General features: G+C 46.2%; 16 protein-coding genes. 9 read left to right on the plus strand and 7 right to left on the minus strand.

All coding sequences use genetic code 11. The annotated features are described in order from the left end of the window. Positions 1 to 187: 187 nt before the first annotated feature. A complete protein-coding gene (locus ACWA2B_RS15970; RefSeq protein ID WP_340886173.1) occupies positions 188 to 1,801 on the plus strand; it encodes a cellulase family glycosylhydrolase in 1,614 nt (537 codons plus the stop codon). Positions 1,802 to 2,132: 331 nt separating this feature from the next. Here the strand turns inward: ACWA2B_RS15970 and ACWA2B_RS15975 are convergent, their stop codons facing one another. After that, a complete protein-coding gene (locus tag ACWA2B_RS15975) occupies positions 2,133 to 3,137 on the minus strand; it encodes an LLM class flavin-dependent oxidoreductase (protein WP_341039819.1) in 1,005 nt (334 codons plus the stop codon). A 151-nt stretch (positions 3,138 to 3,288) separates the two neighbouring features. Between ACWA2B_RS15975 and ACWA2B_RS15980 the strand changes: the two genes are divergently transcribed. Continuing rightward, positions 3,289 to 3,612 (plus strand): DUF3817 domain-containing protein, encoded by a 324-nt coding sequence (locus ACWA2B_RS15980; RefSeq protein WP_029515655.1) that lies wholly within the window; start codon positions 3,289 to 3,291, stop codon positions 3,610 to 3,612. Positions 3,613 to 3,741: 129 nt separating this feature from the next. Here ACWA2B_RS15980 and ACWA2B_RS15985 read toward each other — a convergent pair whose 3' ends face one another. After that, complete coding sequence (locus ACWA2B_RS15985; RefSeq protein ID WP_069012508.1) at positions 3,742 to 4,692, minus strand: acetylxylan esterase; 951 nt, start codon at positions 4,690 to 4,692, stop codon at positions 3,742 to 3,744. Between the two features lie 36 nt (positions 4,693 to 4,728). Beyond that, positions 4,729 to 4,992 (minus strand): YkgJ family cysteine cluster protein, encoded by a 264-nt coding sequence (locus ACWA2B_RS15990; protein WP_238437904.1) that lies wholly within the window; start codon positions 4,990 to 4,992, stop codon positions 4,729 to 4,731. A 296-nt stretch (positions 4,993 to 5,288) separates the two neighbouring features. Between ACWA2B_RS15990 and ACWA2B_RS15995 the strand changes: the two genes are divergently transcribed. Further along, the gene (locus ACWA2B_RS15995; protein ID WP_013311445.1) at positions 5,289 to 5,546 is read left to right on the plus strand and encodes a GlsB/YeaQ/YmgE family stress response membrane protein; all 258 of its coding nucleotides are present in this window, start codon (positions 5,289 to 5,291) and stop codon (positions 5,544 to 5,546) included. Between the two features lie 118 nt (positions 5,547 to 5,664). Here the strand turns inward: ACWA2B_RS15995 and ACWA2B_RS16000 are convergent, their stop codons facing one another. Continuing rightward, positions 5,665 to 6,966, minus strand: a complete 1,302-nt coding sequence (locus ACWA2B_RS16000) for an MFS transporter (protein WP_449292388.1) — start codon at positions 6,964 to 6,966, stop codon at positions 5,665 to 5,667. A gap of 279 nt (positions 6,967 to 7,245) precedes the next feature. Here ACWA2B_RS16000 and ACWA2B_RS16005 point away from each other — a divergent pair, with 279 nt between their 5' ends. From ACWA2B_RS16005 to ACWA2B_RS16015, 3 genes are all read left to right on the plus strand, one after another. After that, entirely contained in the window at positions 7,246 to 8,097 is an 852-nt protein-coding gene (locus ACWA2B_RS16005) for an amino acid ABC transporter substrate-binding protein (protein ID WP_165149613.1), read from the plus strand. Positions 8,098 to 8,170: 73 nt separating this feature from the next. Beyond that, positions 8,171 to 8,839, plus strand: coding sequence for an amino acid ABC transporter permease (locus ACWA2B_RS16010; RefSeq protein WP_029515651.1), 669 nt, complete (start codon positions 8,171 to 8,173; stop codon positions 8,837 to 8,839). Positions 8,840 to 8,853: 14 nt separating this feature from the next. Beyond that, the gene (locus tag ACWA2B_RS16015) at positions 8,854 to 9,606 is read left to right on the plus strand and encodes an amino acid ABC transporter ATP-binding protein (RefSeq protein ID WP_029515650.1); all 753 of its coding nucleotides are present in this window, start codon (positions 8,854 to 8,856) and stop codon (positions 9,604 to 9,606) included. 120 nt (positions 9,607 to 9,726) lie between these two features. On the opposite strand, the gene ACWA2B_RS16020 is transcribed toward ACWA2B_RS16015, so the two are convergent. The 3 genes from ACWA2B_RS16020 to ACWA2B_RS16030 form a co-directional block, all read right to left on the minus strand. Then, positions 9,727 to 10,881, minus strand: coding sequence for an MFS transporter (locus tag ACWA2B_RS16020; protein WP_449292389.1), 1,155 nt, complete (start codon positions 10,879 to 10,881; stop codon positions 9,727 to 9,729). Positions 10,882 to 11,143: 262 nt separating this feature from the next. Beyond that, positions 11,144 to 12,424, minus strand: a complete 1,281-nt coding sequence (locus tag ACWA2B_RS16025) for an AAA family ATPase (protein ID WP_029515648.1) — start codon at positions 12,422 to 12,424, stop codon at positions 11,144 to 11,146. Position 12,425: 1 nt separating this feature from the next. Further along, on the minus strand, positions 12,426 to 13,883 hold the full coding sequence (locus ACWA2B_RS16030; RefSeq protein WP_029515647.1) for an RtcB family protein: 1,458 nt from the start codon (positions 13,881 to 13,883) through the stop codon (positions 12,426 to 12,428). Between the two features lie 546 nt (positions 13,884 to 14,429). On the opposite strand from ACWA2B_RS16030, the gene ACWA2B_RS16035 reads away from it, so the two are divergent. The 3 genes from ACWA2B_RS16035 to ACWA2B_RS16045 all read left to right on the plus strand — a co-directional run bounded on the left by ACWA2B_RS16035 (position 14,430) and on the right by ACWA2B_RS16045 (position 18,715). Beyond that, on the plus strand, positions 14,430 to 14,759 hold the full coding sequence (locus ACWA2B_RS16035; RefSeq protein ID WP_013311437.1) for an ArsR/SmtB family transcription factor: 330 nt from the start codon (positions 14,430 to 14,432) through the stop codon (positions 14,757 to 14,759). Positions 14,760 to 14,788: 29 nt separating this feature from the next. After that, positions 14,789 to 16,570 carry a SulP family inorganic anion transporter gene (locus ACWA2B_RS16040; RefSeq protein WP_029515646.1) on the plus strand — a complete coding sequence of 594 codons (1,782 nt, stop codon included), beginning with the start codon at positions 14,789 to 14,791 and terminating at the stop codon, positions 16,568 to 16,570. 480 nt (positions 16,571 to 17,050) lie between these two features. Next, positions 17,051 to 18,715 carry a S8 family serine peptidase gene (locus tag ACWA2B_RS16045; RefSeq protein ID WP_449292390.1) on the plus strand — a complete coding sequence of 555 codons (1,665 nt, stop codon included), beginning with the start codon at positions 17,051 to 17,053 and terminating at the stop codon, positions 18,713 to 18,715. The last annotated feature ends 337 nt before the right edge of the window (positions 18,716 to 19,052 follow it).

The raw sequence follows: 19,052 nt of genomic DNA on the forward strand, positions 1-19,052 counted from the left end.
GTTCATTTTCTATCATAAAGTCGAAATGTAACATGGAACTAACTATAATAGTAGTATCATCCATATACAGGTAAGTGACATCGATGTTTGGACCTGATCCTCTTGTTGTATAAAGGAGGGGGTAAAAGAGCAGAGAACAACGTACTGATAAGTCTCATCTACTTTATAAAAAGGAAGGAATGTGTAAATGATGAATGGGCAATGGATCCTGTCAAGGATCGCAAAAAGAGTAGCGGTGATGCTAACAGCAGTATTACTATTAACGTTAACGAACGGATTCAACTGGAATACGCAAACAGCAGAGGCTGCTGGGACGACACCTGTGGAACGTTACGGACAACTTTCAGTAAAGAATGGTAAATTGGTGGATAAAAACGGTAAACCTGTGCAACTCAAAGGTATTAGCTCTCACGGCGTCCAATGGTTTGGGGATCTGGTAAATCAGGACTCTATGAAATGGCTACGGGACGATTGGGGCATTTCCGTATTTCGGGTTGCACTGTACACTGAAGAAGGTGGTTATATCGCCAATCCTTCTTTGAAAAATAAAGTGAAAGAAGCGATTGAGGTAGCACAGAAACTGGGCTTGTACGTCATTATCGACTGGCACATTCTTTCAGATGGCGATCCGAACATTCATAAAAATGAAGCCAAAGCTTTCTTTAATGAATTTTCAACTCAGTACGGCCATTTACCTAACGTAATCTATGAACTTGCCAATGAGCCGAATGGAAATGTGAACTGGAACAATCAAATCCGACCTTATGCGTCTGAGGTATCTCAGGTTATTCGCGCTAAGGACCCGGACAATATTATTATTGTAGGAACAGGCACATGGAGTCAGGATGTACATGATGCAGCAGACCATCCACTTCCAGACAAGAATACAATGTATACCGTACATTTCTATGCGGGTACGCATGGACAATTCTTGCGCGATCGGGTCGATTATGCACTGAACAAAGGCGTGGGCATATTTGCTACCGAGTGGGGTACAAGCGATGCTTCGGGTAACGGTGGTCCGTTCCTGAATGAATCCAAAGTATGGACTGATTTTCTGGCTAGCCGTGGAATCAGTTGGACTAACTGGTCGCTGTCAGATAAAAATGAGACCTCTGCTGCGCTGATGTCTGGTGCTGACCGTAAGGGCGGATGGCCTGATTCACAATTGTCCGCTTCTGGAAAATTCGTAAAACAGGCGATTCTGGAAGGCTCCAGCAACATTGGTGGAGGCGGAAACAACGGTGGGGATAACGGCGGAGATGGCAACACTGGCGGTAATAACGGTGGTGGCAACAACGGCGGCGATAACGACAACGGAGGAAGTACACCAGGCAGTAACGATCAAGGAATTGTGCTACAGTATCGCACCGGTGACACAAATGCCAAGGATAACGCAATCCGTCCTGAATTTAATATCAAAAATAAAGGGAAAACAGCTGTGAAGTTGAGCGATCTAAAAATTCGCTACTATTACACAGATGAAAGCAAACAAGCTCAGCAGTTTTTTGTAGACTGGGCCAGGATTGGCAATGAGAAGGTAAAAGCAACTTTTGTAACATTGCCGAATCCAAAGGCCAAGGCTGATAAATATGTGGAGATTTCTTTCACAGATGGAGCCGGAACGATTCAGCCCGGTGGGGAAAGCGGAGAAATTCAACCCCGTATTCATGCTGCAAATTGGAGCAATTTTGATGAGACCAACGATTACTCCTATGGTGCTACCCAAAAAGCATTTGCAGACTGGGACCATGGCACTGTATATCAGCAGGGTAAGCTGGTTTGGGGTATAGAACCTTAGGAACCTTAGAATTTAACCGTTATTAACTTTATCGGAATGAGTAAAGAATGGGACTTTTGGGTGCAATTTTTCCAAGGTTTGGAGTATAGAATATGCGCCTTTGGTATATACGAACTGGAACTTTAGGAGGTAACAACTGGAACTTTAGTTTCGATGTGTATACTACCAAAGTACCATATGGTGTTAGACTTTTGTAGTGCTTGAATTACTTCCATAGTGTAGATGGGTTGGTTCCAATGAACCCTTCTCTACGACAAACCCCCGCTGTTGCCATTATAGGCTGGCGGGGGTTTTTTATGTTTCTGAAGCTCAGCCTCCGTTCAACGGCTGTCTATACCAAATCAAAAGCTTTGGCCAGCAGACGGTAGGACTGAACACGTTTATCAAAGTCATGAATGGATGAAACGACCAGTAACTCATCGGTACGATACTGCTCAGCCAGTCTTAGTAGCTGTTCCTTACACTGTTCAGGGGTACCAACAACACGCCATGCTGCGGACTGACGCAGCCGCTCACGATCCAACTCTGTGTATGGATAGGCCATTGCTGTTTTCACCGACGGAAGAGAACTCATTTCTTTACCTTGCATGAGCAAAAGGAAATACAAACTAGCACTGGACGCCAGCTGCTCAGCTTCTTCTTCGGTTTCAGCGCAGGCCACCGTAACTGCCGCCATGGAATGGGGCTTATCACCCAGGATCGAAGGCTGAAATTGCTCGTGGTAACGTGCAGTAGCTTCTACACCGCCTGGAGTCCCGAAAAATTGGGCAAAGGCATAGGAGGCCCCCATCATCGCGGCCAATCGGGCGCTCTCTCCGCTGGAGCCGAGCAACCATAATTCAGGAACGGTCGATATCATTGGGGAGGCATGAAGACCGGCAAACTGATGATTGTCAGGCACCGAATCATGGAAGTAGTCGATTAAATCGAGAATCTGCTGTGGATATTGTTCGACAGATTGGTACTTGCCTTCCTGCAGGGCGCGAGTAGCAAGCGGTAAACCGCCGGGAGCCCGCCCTATTCCCAGGTCGATACGTCCTGGATGGAGTGCCTCCAGCAAACGGAAGTTTTCGGCGACTTTATACGCGCTATAGTGTGGCAGCATAATACCGCCTGAACCCACACGTATGCGTGATGTGTGAGCAGCCAAATGCGCAATCAGCACCTCAGGGCTGGAATGCGCTAGTGTTTTGGAAGCATGATGTTCGGATACCCAATAACGGCTGTACCCCAGTTGGTCAGCTTCGCGGGCTAAATCTGTTGTATTGGATAATGCATCCTGAGCAGTACCGCCTTCAGGAATATGAGACTGGTCCAGTATACCCAGTTTAAGCATTTATAATCACCTCTTACACAACTCTATCAGACACAACTCACTAGGTCAAAATTCAAAATGGATAGGTTGGAGTTTGGGGACCTTTTCGTTATAATAAAGGATGTGTAAAGGATGAGAGTACATCCTTGCTAATGGAGAGGGGATTGAAATTGTGTTAAGAACACCTTTAGGGCGTGTCCGACTCATGCTCTGGATTCAAGCTATAGCTTATTTGGCGATACTATTCACCCACCAGCCGCTGCAAGCAGCGGGCATGGCCCAGGCGGTTATGGTGATTGGTAACATATACCGGGTGAGCTTTTTGTTGCTCCTCGTTGCTTTGATCTATGGGAAAACAGCACTGCATTGGTCTATACGGCGGCCTCTTTTTATTATGTTTGCCTCCTTCATTCCGTTTGGTCTGATGATTATGGATTTTGTTTGGGTGCGAAAATGGACAGGGGATTCGGCAGCAGAACAGCGAGCTGCATCGTAATCTTAGAAGTTTTGTTTTGTGTGAGTTGTCGAGGAGTTTGTCTGGCGTAAGCGGGACTGGCCCCGATGCAGCAGAAAAGAACATTACGCAGGTTGATGCGTGGTGTTCTTTTTTTGTGCACCGGAGGAATTATGAAAAATGCTGCACTAAAAATTCAACTGTTTTACGTCTTTGAAAGCCTTCAACCCAATGTCCGGTAAACGGATAAATTTCAATCGTTTTCGGTGATTCAATACGGTTATAAGCGGCGAAAATCGTCTCTGGCATACACACAGTATCCTTGAACCCTACCGATACCATGATCGGGATACGAATACGATGAGCAAGATTCATCACGTCAAAATAACTTAATGTATGTAGCACCTGCTCCAAATGCTCCGGAAATCGGTTAGCAAATTCAGCTGCTTCCGTCAGCGAACTGGTAGAATTCATCATACCAAAATCCATATGACACATATTGGGGATATCCGCTACTGTAATAGCAGCTTTATCGCTGAGCGCAGCCACCATTAATGAAAGTCCGCCGCCCTGACTGGCGCCACTGATTGCGATTTTAGCCGAATCGACATCCGACTGCTCCGCTACCCAATCTACGGCTCTAAGGGCATCAGTTGTAATCGTTTTGTAGTAGCAGGTATCTTTGTCCAATATTCCTTTCGTTACCCAGCCTTTAACCGTACCATGAGCATCACCCAGACGGTCTCCCGTTTCTCCACCTTGACCACGTACATCTACTGCCAATACAGCAAAGCCAAGCATAAGCCAGGAGGAATAATCTTCAGGATAGCCTTTTCCGCCTGTATAGCCATGAAACAGAACGATACATGGCAGCTTTTGATCTCCGGCAAATCGGGGGCGTACATACCAGGCATGCAGAGGCGTATCATCGACACCCTCAAAAGTAACCCGGTAGGCAAGAATATGAGGATATGGCGTTTCTACGAGAGTTTTGAACGCATGTACAGGTTTGGCGTGGACTTCTTCCAGTGTTTTGGCCCAGAATAAATCTATATCCTTCGGGGCGGTAAGATCGGGTCGATATTGCTTCAATTCGGCAATTCTTTTTTCAATAACATTCATAATCAAAATTCTCCTTCATATAGAATGAACTTCTCCTTAAGTTTTACCCGGTAAAGTTGACTCCTCTAGCTCTCTCAGTAGCTGATATGCTCTTTCATTAGTGCTTCCGCACGTATCCTCATCAGCATGGAACCCACTGCATACAACTGGGCGCTCAGGTTTGCCAAACAATCGGCAACGGTAATCGGAAGTTAGCTGAGGGCAAGGAACACCAGCTGGTTTTCCATCTGGCATGCCGGGAATAGGGGAAGAAATCGTAATGGCAATACAGCACGCGGCACATCCTACTCGACACTCCAGTTGGGGTCACTCCTTAAAATCTGTTATTTTTGTAACTTATGCATGAAGTGACATTAATCAAGCCATAATGTGAGGATGGCACAAAAAAAGCAGGAATACAAGGATAAACGCATATGAGACACACTTTTCACACAAGGGGTATAAATAGTCGTAGAGGCACGTAAGATGGTATCAAGTCCCTAAATCAGTGTTCCATACTGTGGTAATATTAACCAATCGTCTTTTGTGTGTTCAAAAGGAGTTCGAGTGGTTAATAATAGAACACAACGATAAAAACTTAAACGAGGTGACGCAAAATGAGTTGGTTATGGGCATTGATTGTTGGTGGTATTATTGGTTGGTTGGCAGGAATTATTGCAGGTCGTGATGTTCCGGGTGGCGTGATAGGTAACATCATCGCTGGTTTTATCGGCGCATGGTTAGGTAGCTTGATTCTGGGAAACTGGGGTCCTGAAATCGGATCATTCTACATCGTTCCTGCATTAATTGGTGCGATTGTGCTGGTCGTGATTGTAAGCTTGATCTTCCGTTCCGTTGGACGGACTAGAGGCTAACTTTACGAATCATTGAATAGACTAGCCCCTATGGGGCACAAGGCTAAAATGGAAAGAAGCTGCTTCCGCAAGGTTCGCAAATGAACCTGTGGGAGCAGCTTTTTTTTGAGGAAAAGTCCTATTGAAAACGCCTGATATGAGGAACCCTCAGAACGCCTAGCACGATACACATGCCGATGGTTGCAAACATACCCATGGTGAACATACCACCAAGCTTATCCGCCACAGCACCTACTGCCAGATAGCCGACAGGGAGCAGGGCAAAGGAAAACATTAGATCCAGACTAGCTACACGTCCAAAAGACTCGGCTGGGACTAATTCCTGAAGGCTCGTCTCCCAGATAATCGCAAATATCATAATGCCAAACCCTTCGAGCATCATGCTCATAATCAGTCCTGGCATCCAAGTGACTACAGACAACAGTAGTAAAGCAAGACCGCTGACAAAAGCTCCTAAGTAAGCGAGCAGGCCACGATGCTTCCAATGCTTGCGTGATCCATACACAAAGGCCCCCAACATGGCGCCAATACCGCTACTTGCCATCGCAATGCCATATACGACTGGATTGTAGCCATGATGAACCTTGAACAGCCATGGAATGAGTACAGCGATAATGCCTGAATAACAAATATTAATGAATGAAAAGGCAAGAATCGTAATCCATAGCCAAGGATGGCTTTTGAGAATGGTAAAGCCTGCGATAAAATCCTTGAGAAAATGCTGTCCCCCCTGATCTTGCTGTTCTGGATCTACCTGACCTTTGCCGATGATGGAGGCCAAATGAGCGCTCAGCATCCAAAAACAGGCAAAAGATATCAGATAAGCGATAGAATCCAGCCCAAAGCCCACACCCGGTGAGGAAAAAGATACAATGAAGCCTCCTAACGGAGGACCAAGTAGACGGACGGCTTGTATACTAATCTGGCTAAGCGCGTTGGCTGCATTGCGTATGTCCGGTGTGAACACCTGTGCACGTAAGGCAGAATAAGCGGGATTAAAGATACCGTCCATCAATCCGTATAACGCTAGGCCAACGAATAGAAACGGCAATTTCATCCCGCCCGTAAACATCAGCACGGCCGCAATGAACATCAGCCCAAACCGGGCGATATTCGTAAACAGAAGGAGACGGATTCGGTCAATTCTGTCCACAATCATGCCTGCGAAAGGCAGAATAAGTACGTTAGGCAGCATATAAACCGTCATCGTCAGTCCCATGATAGTAGTCGAGCCTGTTAGGGAATAGATAACCAGTGGCAAAATGACTGTGGTGACTGAGCTCCCCAACATTGCGATCCAATGTCCAAGCCACAACAAGGTGAACGCTTTGGATTGTTTTAAGGGTGAAGTGAAGGTAGCCCAGGCCGAGGGACTGCCTTCAGGTGAAGTAGAGGATAAGGTTGAATTCTGGGTATCCATGATCACACTCCGGTACATATTTCTAAATTGCATATTAAAACCTATTATACGAAATCTCAAACGTGAGGGTACAGAAAAAGTTGCTGTGAGGGGAGTTATAATGAATAACCTGCCAATGAAAGAGTCAACCTAGAATAACTTTAGGCCACAAAAATATATAACTTACCTTTTTCATAGGGATTATTGGATAAAAGCATTGACGCGTGAAAATGAATGATGTACTATTCAATGACCAGCCGCGTGCTAGGTTATCAAGAAAAGGGAAAGAGTGTGGATACCATGAAAAAATTTAGTTTTTTGCCGATTGTACTCATCGTGATGGCATTGCTGGTTTCGGCCTGCGGGAACAACGATAAAGGCGCCAGTACCAATAATGCATCTACCGGAGAAAACGGATCTAATAATGGAAAAGCAGATACCACTGCTACAGCTACTCTTGAATCTGTAAAAGCAAGCGGCAAGCTAAGAATTGGCACGGAAGGCACCTATGCTCCGTTTACCTACCATGATGCTGCTGGTAAACTGACGGGCTTCGATGTCGATATTGCGACTGAAGTGAGCAAACGCCTGGGTGTACAACCGGAGTTTATCGAGACGCAATGGGACGGCATATTCGCAGGGTTGAACTCCAAGCGGTTTGACACAGTGTTCAATGAAGTATCCATTACAGACGAGCGCAAGCAAAAATATGATTTTTCCGATCCGTACATTGTCTCCAAGGCAGTTCTGATCGTAAGCGAAGACAATACAGACATCCATAAATTTGCTGATCTAAAAGGGAAAAAGTCCGGGCAATCCCTGACCAGCAACCTGACTCAAATCGCGAAAAGCAACGGTGCGGAAATTGTGGCAACAGAGGGATTTAACCAAGCCATTGACCTCCTCACTTCCAAACGGGTGGATGCGACCGTCAATGATGGATTATCCTATCTCGATCTGAAAAAGCAAAAGCCAGACGCACCCATCAAAAAGGTGGACGAATCTCCAGATGCTTCACACAGCGCAGCTGTATTCAATAAAGGCAGCGAAGATTTGATCAAGGAAGTAAACAAAGCGCTGGCTGATATGAAGGCTGACGGTACGTATCTGAAAATTTCCGAGAAATATTTTGGAGCCGACGTATCCAAATAATAAATGAAGACCAAACGTTCGCCAAGGCGAACTGAATCTTCTCAAACCTATCTTTTCAAAGGATGTCTGTACAATGGATGATCGCCAAATACAAATCATTATGGATTCATTATTGCCTCTGCTAAAAGCAGGGGTTTCTTTTACGATTCCGCTCACGCTTATCTCCTTTGCTCTGGGACTCGTGCTGGCGCTGATTACAGCGTTAGCCCGTCTGTCCAAATGGAGAATACTCAAGCTGATTTTCGGCTTCTATGTATGGGTGATTCGAGGAACTCCGTTGCTGGTGCAGTTGTATATTATTTTCTATGGTTTACCTTCCGTGGGTATTACATTGGACCCGTTTATTGCTTCAGTAATCGGTTTTACCCTCAGCGTAGGGGCTTATAGCTCTGAAATTATACGTGCGGCTATCATATCTATTCAGGAAGGCCAATGGGAGGCGGGATACTCCCTGGGGATGACGCGCTGGCAAGTATTGCGACGTATCGTGCTACCGCAAGCATCCCGTGTGTCCGTACCTCCGTTGGCTAATTCATTCATCAGCTTGGTGAAGGATACCTCACTGGCTGCGACCATCACCTATGTGGAAATGTTCAGAACGGCTAACCAGATTGTAGCTACCACATACGAACCGCTATTGGTGTATACCGAGGCGGGGGTTATTTATCTGCTGTTTAGCACTATTTTGACTGTGCTGCAAAATTACCTGGAGAAGCGACTAGGCCGTTTTTCCGTCAGATAAAGGAGATTGTACCGGTGATCCAAATTCGGAATATACACAAATCGTTCGGCTCGCTGGAAGTGCTTAAGGGTGTTGACGTAACGTTGGGTAAGGGGAAGGTGCTTGTTATCATCGGTCCTTCCGGTTCTGGTAAAACAACGTTTTTACGCTGCTTAAATTTGCTGGAGATTCCTGACCAAGGAGAGATTCAAGCAGGGGATATTGCACTGAATTTTGCGAAAGGAACGAAGCTCCGGCAAGAAAATATTTTGGCGCTGCGCAAGCGGACAGGGATGGTGTTTCAATCCTACAACCTTTTCCCACATATGACAGCAGCACAAAATGTGATGGAGGGACAAGTCACGGTTCAGAAAAAGAGCAAGGACGAAGCGCGCAAACGTGCATTGGAGTTGCTTAAAAAAGTGGGGTTGGCTGATAAAGCCGAATCCTATCCGCATCAGTTATCAGGAGGACAGCAGCAACGTGTCGGTATTGCCCGGGCAATGGCGGTCGAACCTGAGGTACTATTGTTCGACGAGCCGACCTCCGCGCTTGACCCCGAGTTGGTAGGCGAAGTGCTCAAGGTTATAAAACAGCTGGCTGCCGAAGGGATGACGATGGTCATTGTTACCCATGAAATGAAGTTTGCAGCCGAGGTCGCAGACCATGTGATTTTGATGGATCAGGGTGTAATCGTTGAGCAGGGTACGCCGCATGAGGTTCTGGAACAGCCCACCAGTCCACGGGCTATTCAGTTTTTGAATCGTCTGAGCGGGGAAGTGGAATAAAGGGAAATACAGTATTTATTAAAATAAGCGTTTAGACTGAATAAAAGGCAGCTACAGCCGGGCATTTCAAAAATAAAGCCTTGCACCCGTAGCTGCCTTTTGCTCATCAGTTGTCCTCTTTTATTTCATTTTTAATGTAAGCAAAAAAGTAATCAACAGAATACAACAGCCTGCTATAAATGGAGCGAACAGATTTGCATCCAATAAAAAACCCGCTAGAGTAGGGCCTAAAATATTCCCAACACTCATATAGGCATTATTCATACCAGCTACATATCCTTGCTCATTCCCGGCCATCTTCGATAATTGTGTATTAAGAGCTGGACGAAGCATAGCTGTGGCAAAGAAAATAAGGGAAGTGACAAGGAAGATACTCCAGAAATCTTTGGCTAAGAGAAATAAAATATAAGCAACAGAGGTGAAAAGAAGCGATCCTTTGATCACTCTTTGTTCACCAAACTTATTGATTATTTTAGCAACAACTAATGCTTGCATACCGACTCCGATCACAGCACCTGCGGTCAGAATGACAGCAATATTTTGCGGCGAGAATTGGAAGCGGTTCGTTACATATAAACCAAGAACAGATTCAAAATTAGCGAGTCCAAAGGTCATCACCAGGACAAGTACAAAGAGCATTGTATATTTTGACTTCAATGATCTCGCGTATTGTTTATAAATAGATTCCTTCTGAATCATTCTTGCCCGTGCTGCTTTCATTTGCTCTTTCGATAAACTTTCAGGCAAACAAAACACTGAAAAAATAACAGCAGCTATAGCAGCACCTGTCGCTGTGTAAAGCGGCACTCTCGTTCCATATCCTGCAAGAAGACCACCCAATCCAGGTCCAATAACAAATCCGAATGACATGGCTGCGGCGAGCAGGCTGTTCCCTTTGGCGCGTTCTTCGGTTGTTGTAATATCCGCTACATATGCCATCATAGGAGGAACAATCAAGGCTGCTGCCATTCCTTCCAGAAGTCTTGAGGTATACAGCATCCATAATTCATCTCCGATAGCAAAGATAAATTTAGCTACAGCAAAAACAATGACACCTACGAGGATAAAAACTTTTCTCCCATATCGATCAGACAGCTGTCCAGTCAGGGGAGAGAGCAGGAACTGCGTTATGCCATAGGCTGATACCAATAAACCGATTGCCCGCCCACTGGCTCCAAACTCAATGATCAGTTCCGGCAGGATGGGGGTAATTAAACCCACGCCCACCATAACAATGAAGATATTAATCATTAGAATCCCAAGTATTCTTTTCATGCAAAAAACCTCCTTATCCATTGGTTTCTGGATAGGAGGCAGACATACGAACAAGAAGATACACTGCTCCCGTCAAAGAAGCAATGCTCTTATCGTTAATACCCAAAAGCCTACACTAATCCTATCCAGAAAATTCGTAAGATTACGATTTTTTTCTTTGGTGGAATAGGATTAGTAGATCATTGGCTTAAGGTCACCCTTTCGATACTTTATTGTTTATCAACGTAACATAAATTTCTTGATAAGGAAATGAAAGGATAAATCAGAAGAACCCGACTCGTCCTTCGGCCACATTTTTTAGCCAGTCCTGCTTACGGCTCTTATCGAGCTCGCCTCGCATACCTTTGATAATCAGTTCAATATCGGCTTTTCCCTGCTCATGCCACTCCAGAGCCGTGCTGACATAAAGTTCTCCGAGCTGTGCCAGCGAAAACCCGTCAGTCATGGCTGCCGCCTTCTGTGTACCCGTTTCTCCTGCAAAAACAAGGAAGTTACGCAACTTGAGATATGCCAGTCGCAGCGCTTCGTCAGGCAAACTGATTTCATAAGCCCGGTCGAAACGCCCTGCCCGGTTCATCAGACCCGGGTCGATTTTTTCGGGATAATTGGTCGTTCCGATCAGGAAGATGCCCTCCTTGGATGTAGCACCGTCGAGGGTATTCAGGAAAAAAGAACGCACCTCCTGAGGCATGGAATCAATGTCCTCAATGACCAGCACCATCGGAGCCAGGCGAGTAGCCGCCTCGAACACCTCTTTGACCGATTCACTGGTTGTATACTCCGTAATTTGCCAGTAGGCTGCCGGACCCGGTACACTGCTGGCAATTGATTTTACAAGTGTTGTTTTACCGTTGCCCGGATGGCCGTATAGTAGAATACCGCGCTTGTAAGGAATGTTATAAGTCTGATAGAAGGTACGATCCGCTTCAAAAAACTGATCGAGTGATCGGAAAATATCCCGTTTGATTTCCGCTTTCAAAATCACGTCATCTCGCGTAATTGCGCGGGTTATCGGCTCTGCCTGCCGAGAAAGTCCACGGCTTGTGTCGGTAAACACGGTGACACGCTTCATATTCTGCTTACGTTCACGACCGCGTACTCCCGCGAGGAAGCCTTGCAGCTCCTGGTCGCCTATCGCAAATACGTAATCTTCATTGTACACGCCATTATCACGGAAAAAGGGAACTCGCGCCAGCGCGATGCCCCACTTGGGATAGGCGAATACATTATTACGCATCGACAGATGCACGCCGTATTCAGGAGTCGGCCCGTCATCGTCATACTGGATGGTGCGTTCCTCCAAACGATCGAAGACCCGTGCCACATGCTCCAGGTCGGGACTGCCTGAACGAATATCCTCCTCCAGCAGATCCCAATACTCAATATTGGGATCATCGCTGGCATACAGCACGTATTTTACGCCATAGCGGTTATAGAGTGCTTCACTGATACCGTCGATCAGACGGGCATAAGCGGCATAACCGGTAATACGTCCATCTGTACGTTCATCAAATTCATAAATAGCTGGGATGTCTATACTCAAATTATTTGGCTCCTTTCAGGGCAGCTAGCGGCTTGCATTTGGCTACAACTGCTGCGAGTCCTGCCCCGGTGACACTTTCGATAATATCATCTACATTTTTGTAGGCTTGCGGAGATTCGTCGATAATGCTTTCCAGTGATGCCTGATTGACCACAATTTCGTCGTCTGTCCCTACACCCAGGGCCCCTGCAAAATCGTCCACACTGACGAGTCGTTTGGTCGCAGAACGCGAACGAATACGGCCTGCTCCATGGCAAATGGAGTGGAAGTTATCCTGACCGCCCGGTAAGCCTACCATAATATAAGAGGCTGTTCCCATAGAGCCGGGAATCAGGGCCGGATGCCCTGTCGCCTGATAAGGCCGCGGATTGTCGGGGTGTCCTGCTGGAAGAGCACGCGTAGCACCTTTACGATGCACAAACACACTACCGTGATCCGGATGGGATTCCTCCCAAGCATAATTGTGCATTAGATCGTACAAAGTACGCAACTCGCACTTTGTACCAAAGACATCGCGAAAGGCTTCACGCACGGAGTATGCGATGAGATGTCGGTTCACCACGGCATAATTCAGCGCCGAATACATCATATCGACATAATGTGCAGCTTCGGGATGGTCCAGCGGTGCGAATACCAGTCTCGGGTCAGAGGTACCGAGTCCGAGACGGCTCATCGTCTTGGCAATGGCAGATGAACTAGCCTGGCTGACTGCTCCACCCCAAGCCCGCGATCCAGAATGAATCATCACAGCCACCTGACCGTCGAACATCCCCCAAGCTTCAGCTGTTTCACGGTTTTCCTCCGCGATTTCAATCGCCTGAATTTCGACGAAATGATTGCCTCCACCCAGTGTGCCGAGCTGTCGGTGAGCCCGGTGCCATGTACGGTCTTCGACAAGATTCAGCACCTCCTCGTCAAAGGAGAACTTACTGTGCTCTACATGGGTGAGTGAGGTGGATTTCTTAGGAGTGTAGCTGTCCGGAATATATTTGTTGGGTAAGCCGTGTAGACCCTTGCGTACAATATGCTCCAGTCGGATATCCGAATAATGCCCGCGTTGGTGGGCTTCCATGGGCAAATATTTGTCGATGGTTTTGACCAGCTTACGGCGCAGCTTGGTTTCCTTCAAAGCATCCTTGTGCAGATTGGTCAGGTGTACGCGCATGCCGCAGCCAATATCACTGCCGACGATGGAGGGAGATACGTAACCATCCTCCATTCCCCATACAGCAGTCGTACCGATGCAGGTTCCGACGCCTACATGTACATCTGGTGTGTATCCCATATAGCGGATACCTGGAATTTGTAAATTGTTATTAGCCATCTCGAACACTTTGTAATCCAGTGAGGAGAAAAGTTGCTGAGAAGCATAGACGGTTAGATCACCTGCCGGAAGCTTCATCAGATGGCTGTATGGTCCTTCATGCAAGGACGAGTCGGTTGTATGTTGTATATTCATATAAATGGGTAGTTCCCTTCTTCAAGTAAATTCATAAATACTTGCATAAAAAGATTTAAAAAACAAAAAAAGCCGCAGACTTGTCGTCTACGGCTTCTTGCACCGAAAGTGTTATTACATTTTATGATCAACACATCATAAATACGTAAAATAACTTGTTCTTCCAATAGCATAAAAAAATAAAAAAGCCTGGCTAATCACGCCGTCAGACAGCGTGATATCACCCATCATGTCGCCCGAACGGGGCCGATGAGACGAAAACTCAAATATGTGGTTGTATCATGCTGCCTGTCTGTCGTTATCATGTAAAGCACGGTCATGTCTGTCGGCCCCCTTTTCTTAAAGTTAATTGCTATGTTAATGGAAACCTGTGGAAGCTGTCAACCCCTGAAAGGTAGAAGTGTGGAAAAATGTGACTTTACTCATGGTGAAGTGTGAGTAACATCATAGTTCAATTGGCCCGAAGCTGTTATTGTACTAAATATTCAAATATTCAGATATTGTTGATCGTTTATAGGACAATTCTGTGAGGGGGACGGAGCAGGCATGGAAGGAGATCTCCAGAAATTTAAGGCCGACTTTTTCAAAGCATTGGCTCACCCTCTGCGCATCCGCATTTTGGAGGTGCTGAGTGAAGGGGAACGGAATGTGAACGAGCTGCAGACTGCGCTCGGTTCTGAAGGTTCTGCCGTATCGCAGCAATTGGCCGTTTTACGAGCCAAAAATTTGGTGAACAGCTTCAAGGAAGGTACATCGGTTGTGTATTCACTACGTGATCCGCTTTTGACGGAGCTGCTTGCAGTGGCGCGACGGATTTTTGACAATCATTTGGTCGAAGCTATCTCGTTGCTGGAAGGTATACGTAACGAGAAGTAATGCTATTACAGAAAAGAAGGGTTACAGGAATGAAGTGGATAGGAAGGTTCGAAGGCTATAACGCAGGGGCTTTGCGAAAGGATCTCATTTCCGGAAGTATTGTAGCGATTGTGGCGATTCCACTCGGTATGGCGTTTGCCATTGCATCAGGAGTAAAGCCGGAATATGGGCTGTATACGACCATTGTTGCGGGAATTTTGGTTTCGCTGCTGGGAGGATCCAAATTCCAGATCGGAGGACCTACAGGCGCGTTTATTCCGATTTTGCTAGCTATTGTCATGCAATACGGTTATGAGAACTTACTCATAGCCGGTTTTATGGCGGGCATTATGCTCATTTTAATGGGTGTACTCAGGCTGGGGGCATTGATCAAGTTTATTCCCAAGCCAGTAACGATTGGCTTTACGGCCGGAATTGCCGTGACGATATTCAGTGGTCAGATTGCTAACTTTCTCGGCTTGCGCGGGGTAGAGAGGCATGAAACTTTTCTGCCTTCCATGGCAGAGCTCATCCATCGACTTCCTTCACTGAATGTGTATAGTATCCTGACGGCTTGTATCTGTCTTGCCGCGCTTATTTTGGTGCCTAAAAAATGGCCCAAGATACCCGGATCACTGGTTGGTCTACTCTTGTCAACGCTGGTGGCAGCTTTACTTTTTCCAGGGCAGGTGGCTACGATTGGCTCTGCGTATGGCGCAATTCCAGCATCTTTGCCTGAGCTACATATTCCTGCGGTGACGTGGGATTTGATCGTGAAACTCTTGCCGCCAGCACTTGTTATTGCAATGCTGGGAGCTATTGAATCTCTGCTTTCAGCGGTGGTAGCTGACGGTATGACGGGAGCCCGGCATAGCAGCAATCGTGAACTGGTTGGACAAGGGATTGCTAATTTGCTGACTCCGCTGTTCGGCGGTATTCCTGCGACAGGTGCAATTGCCCGCACCGCCACAAATATCCGTAATGGTGCTGTTTCTCCTATGTCAGGCATCGTACATGGGTTCGTGGTGCTCCTCATTCTGGTGCTTTTTGCACCTTACGCATCTAACATTCCGTTGGCCAGTATGGCTCCGGTGCTGATGGTAGTAGCGTGGAATATGAGTGAGCGCAAGCATTTTGCGCACATTCTCAAAACGCGGACAGCGGATTCTATTGTGCTGGTTGTCACCTTTTTGCTGACGGTTTTTACGACGCTGACAACGGCTGTGGAGGTAGGCCTGATTCTAGCGGTTGTATTGTTTGTTAAACGTATGAGCAGTACACTTTCAGTAGACAAGGTACTTCCTGATCCTTCTGTAAAACATGAAAAAGTAGGCGCCCATATGGTCACAGATCAGCATGATTGTCCACAAGTGGCTATTTACAATGTGGAAGGCCCTCTATTTTTCGGTGCAGCCTCGGTATTGGAAAACTCAGGTGTGGGAGGCCGGACTGATCACCTACAAGGGATTTTGTTGTTACGTATGGGAAAGGTTCCTTTTATGGATATGACGGGAGAAGGTAACTTTACTGCATTAATTCAGAAATACCGGAAGTCTGGCGGGACAGTGCTTGTTTCCGGACTCCAGCCTCAACCGCTGGCATTACTACAGAAAACTGGATGCTACGACATGATTGGACAAAAGCATTTTTTTGAACACACAGGAGAGGCCCTTACGGCTGCTCTTGCACTGGTGAATCAGGATCATTGCTGTGGATGCAGGCAAATGGCTTTCCGAGAATGTACGAGTCTGTGCCGCAGACCGCAGCCAACCAAATCATCCTTTCCAGATGGAGCCGTCTCGGTTCCCATACCTGTAAATAGCGGCAGATAACACTCTTTTAAGTTTCTTGCTGAATGTCGAAAAATCTCTTCCGATCTCCGAAACCAAGTGCACAATGAAGACTTGCATTTGCTTCGAAAATGGAAGAGATTTTTCTTTTCTTCAAGGAAAAAAGGAATAAAATTCAAAAAAATGCTTGAATATCTGATTTTATGACACTATACTAGATTCAAAAGATACCATGTGTTTCATTCTTTTGTTTTAAATTGTATTTTAATACTTGCACATTAACCTCCTCGATTACTTCTAAATTTCTTATCCTACCTTTCTCTTCATTTTTTTCACTTATCATTTTCAAACTTGTCCACCTGTTTCTACCCGATGCTCGTTTTTTACGGTCTGCACCAAGGGTTGTTCACCTCAGAATGATGATCTATGGATTTCACCCCGGCGGAATCTATATTTTTTAAAGGAGGTGAGTACCAGAGGCTATTTTGTGAGCTTTTGACGTAGCTGCCCGGAAGGTTGTCCTTGAGAATTAAAAAACCAAGTAAAGGGAGATGGAAAGTATTAATTAAGTCGAAAAATATCAAAAAGACGCTGTCGGTCAGTTTTACTGCTCTTCTTGCTTTTTCTCTAATTTCTCCGGTATATGGAGATTCCAGCACCACCACCTCAGCAGGAGGATCAACCATTTCCGCCAAGGTTTCAGCCAAGCTGAACCAACAATTCAGTGCCAGTGAGTATGTCACCTATCTGGTTAAATTGAAGGATCAGGTGGATACGGAGTCCGTTGCCAAGCATGCTTTCCAAAAGGCCTCTGCAGAGCAGATTTCACCCGCTGCTGCTAAGCTTTCTGTACGTACAACAGTTGTGAACTCTCTCATGGATACAGCAGAAAAAACGCAACAATCCGTGGAAGAATACTTAAAGAAAGAAGTTAATAACGGAAGCGTCAAAAAGTACAAGAGTTACTTTATCGTGAACGCTTTTGCGGTCACCAGCACCAAAGAGGTCATGGATAATCTGGCCACACTTCCTGAGATCGACAAAATTTTACCGGATGAAAAGCGGGAACTGCAAAAGGTAGAAGTAGATAAGGATGCCCTACCTGTGGTTGAGGAATCTACAGCTGACCAAGCGGTTGCAGATCAGGCCGCTGTAGATACGGCTGTGACGGAAGAGAATGCACAAAAATCGGTGCAAGAATCCGTATATAAAGATGCGGTAACGCCAAGTCGTGTGGAGTGGAATATTTCTAAAATTAAAGCACCAGAGGTTTGGGCCAAAGGTATTGACGGCAAAGGCATTGTCGTTGCTAGTTTGGATACAGGTGTTGAGTATACTCACCCGGCATTGAAAAGAAAATGGCGCGGGCTGAATGCTTCTGGTCAAGTCGTAAATCCAGAGCTGAGCTGGTATGATGCGGTGAGAGGCGCAGCGCTGCCAACCGATTCCCATGGACATGGTACACATACGATGGGGACAATCGTTGGCTCAGACAGCGACGGTACGAATCAAATCGGTGTTGCCCCAGGGGCCAAGTGGATTGCCGTGCGAGTATTTAATCCATCTACCACAGATTCCATCTTGCTGGATGGTGGGCAGTGGATTCTTGCACCTGTAGATAAAAACGGCGAAAAGCATCCTGAACTTGCCCCGGATGTGGTGAATAATTCTTGGGGTGGTGGACCTGGCCTGAACGAATGGTATCGCCCAATGATCAAGGCGTGGAGAGCGGCTCAGATATTCCCCGAATTCTCCGCAGGGAACACAACATGGTCAAATCCAGGCGGAGCCGGGTCTGTAGCCAATCCGGCGAATTTGCCGGAGGCTTATGCCACAGGGGCCACGGACGTTAACAACAAGCTGGCCAGCTTCTCGCTGCGCGGTCCTTCTCCTTATGACGAAGTGAAGCCTGAAATTTCGGCTCCTGGTGTCAACATCCGTTCTTCTGTACGGGGTGGAGTGTATGAGGGGGGATGGAACGGTACTTCCATGGCAGGTCCGCATACAGTCGGATTGGTGGCACTGCTTCTTCAGGCCAAACCATCATTGACGGTGGATCAACTGGAGGATGTGATTTCGAAAACAGCGACGCCGCTGACTGACAGCCAGTATCCGACTTCACCCAACAACAGCTATGGAAATGGTCTGATCGATGCGCTTGCTGCGGTGAATTCCGTACTTAAGTGAGGAATTTACAAAAATCCCAAAAGCGATTTCCAATGAACAGATAGGATTAAGATAGCCCCCGAAAATCCCTTTGAGCGGCTCGTACAGAGATAGCATACAGCTGCTAACCGTGTAATGCACTAATTACGTAGCTGCTAAAAAGGGGTTTTCGTACATAAAAGAATATAAAAGTCATAGAATTTCAAGAAAAATGCAAAAAAATGACTTGTATATCTGTTTTGATAACTTTATACTATTCCATAATATATGATTATATATCAATTTTTAATATAAACTGTAATGATATAACATGTTTTTCTTCGAAGTTCTCCTGCTTTTTCTCCTTGGTTTCTACTGA

It is taken from the genome of Paenibacillus sp. CMM36 (assembly GCF_053570945.1).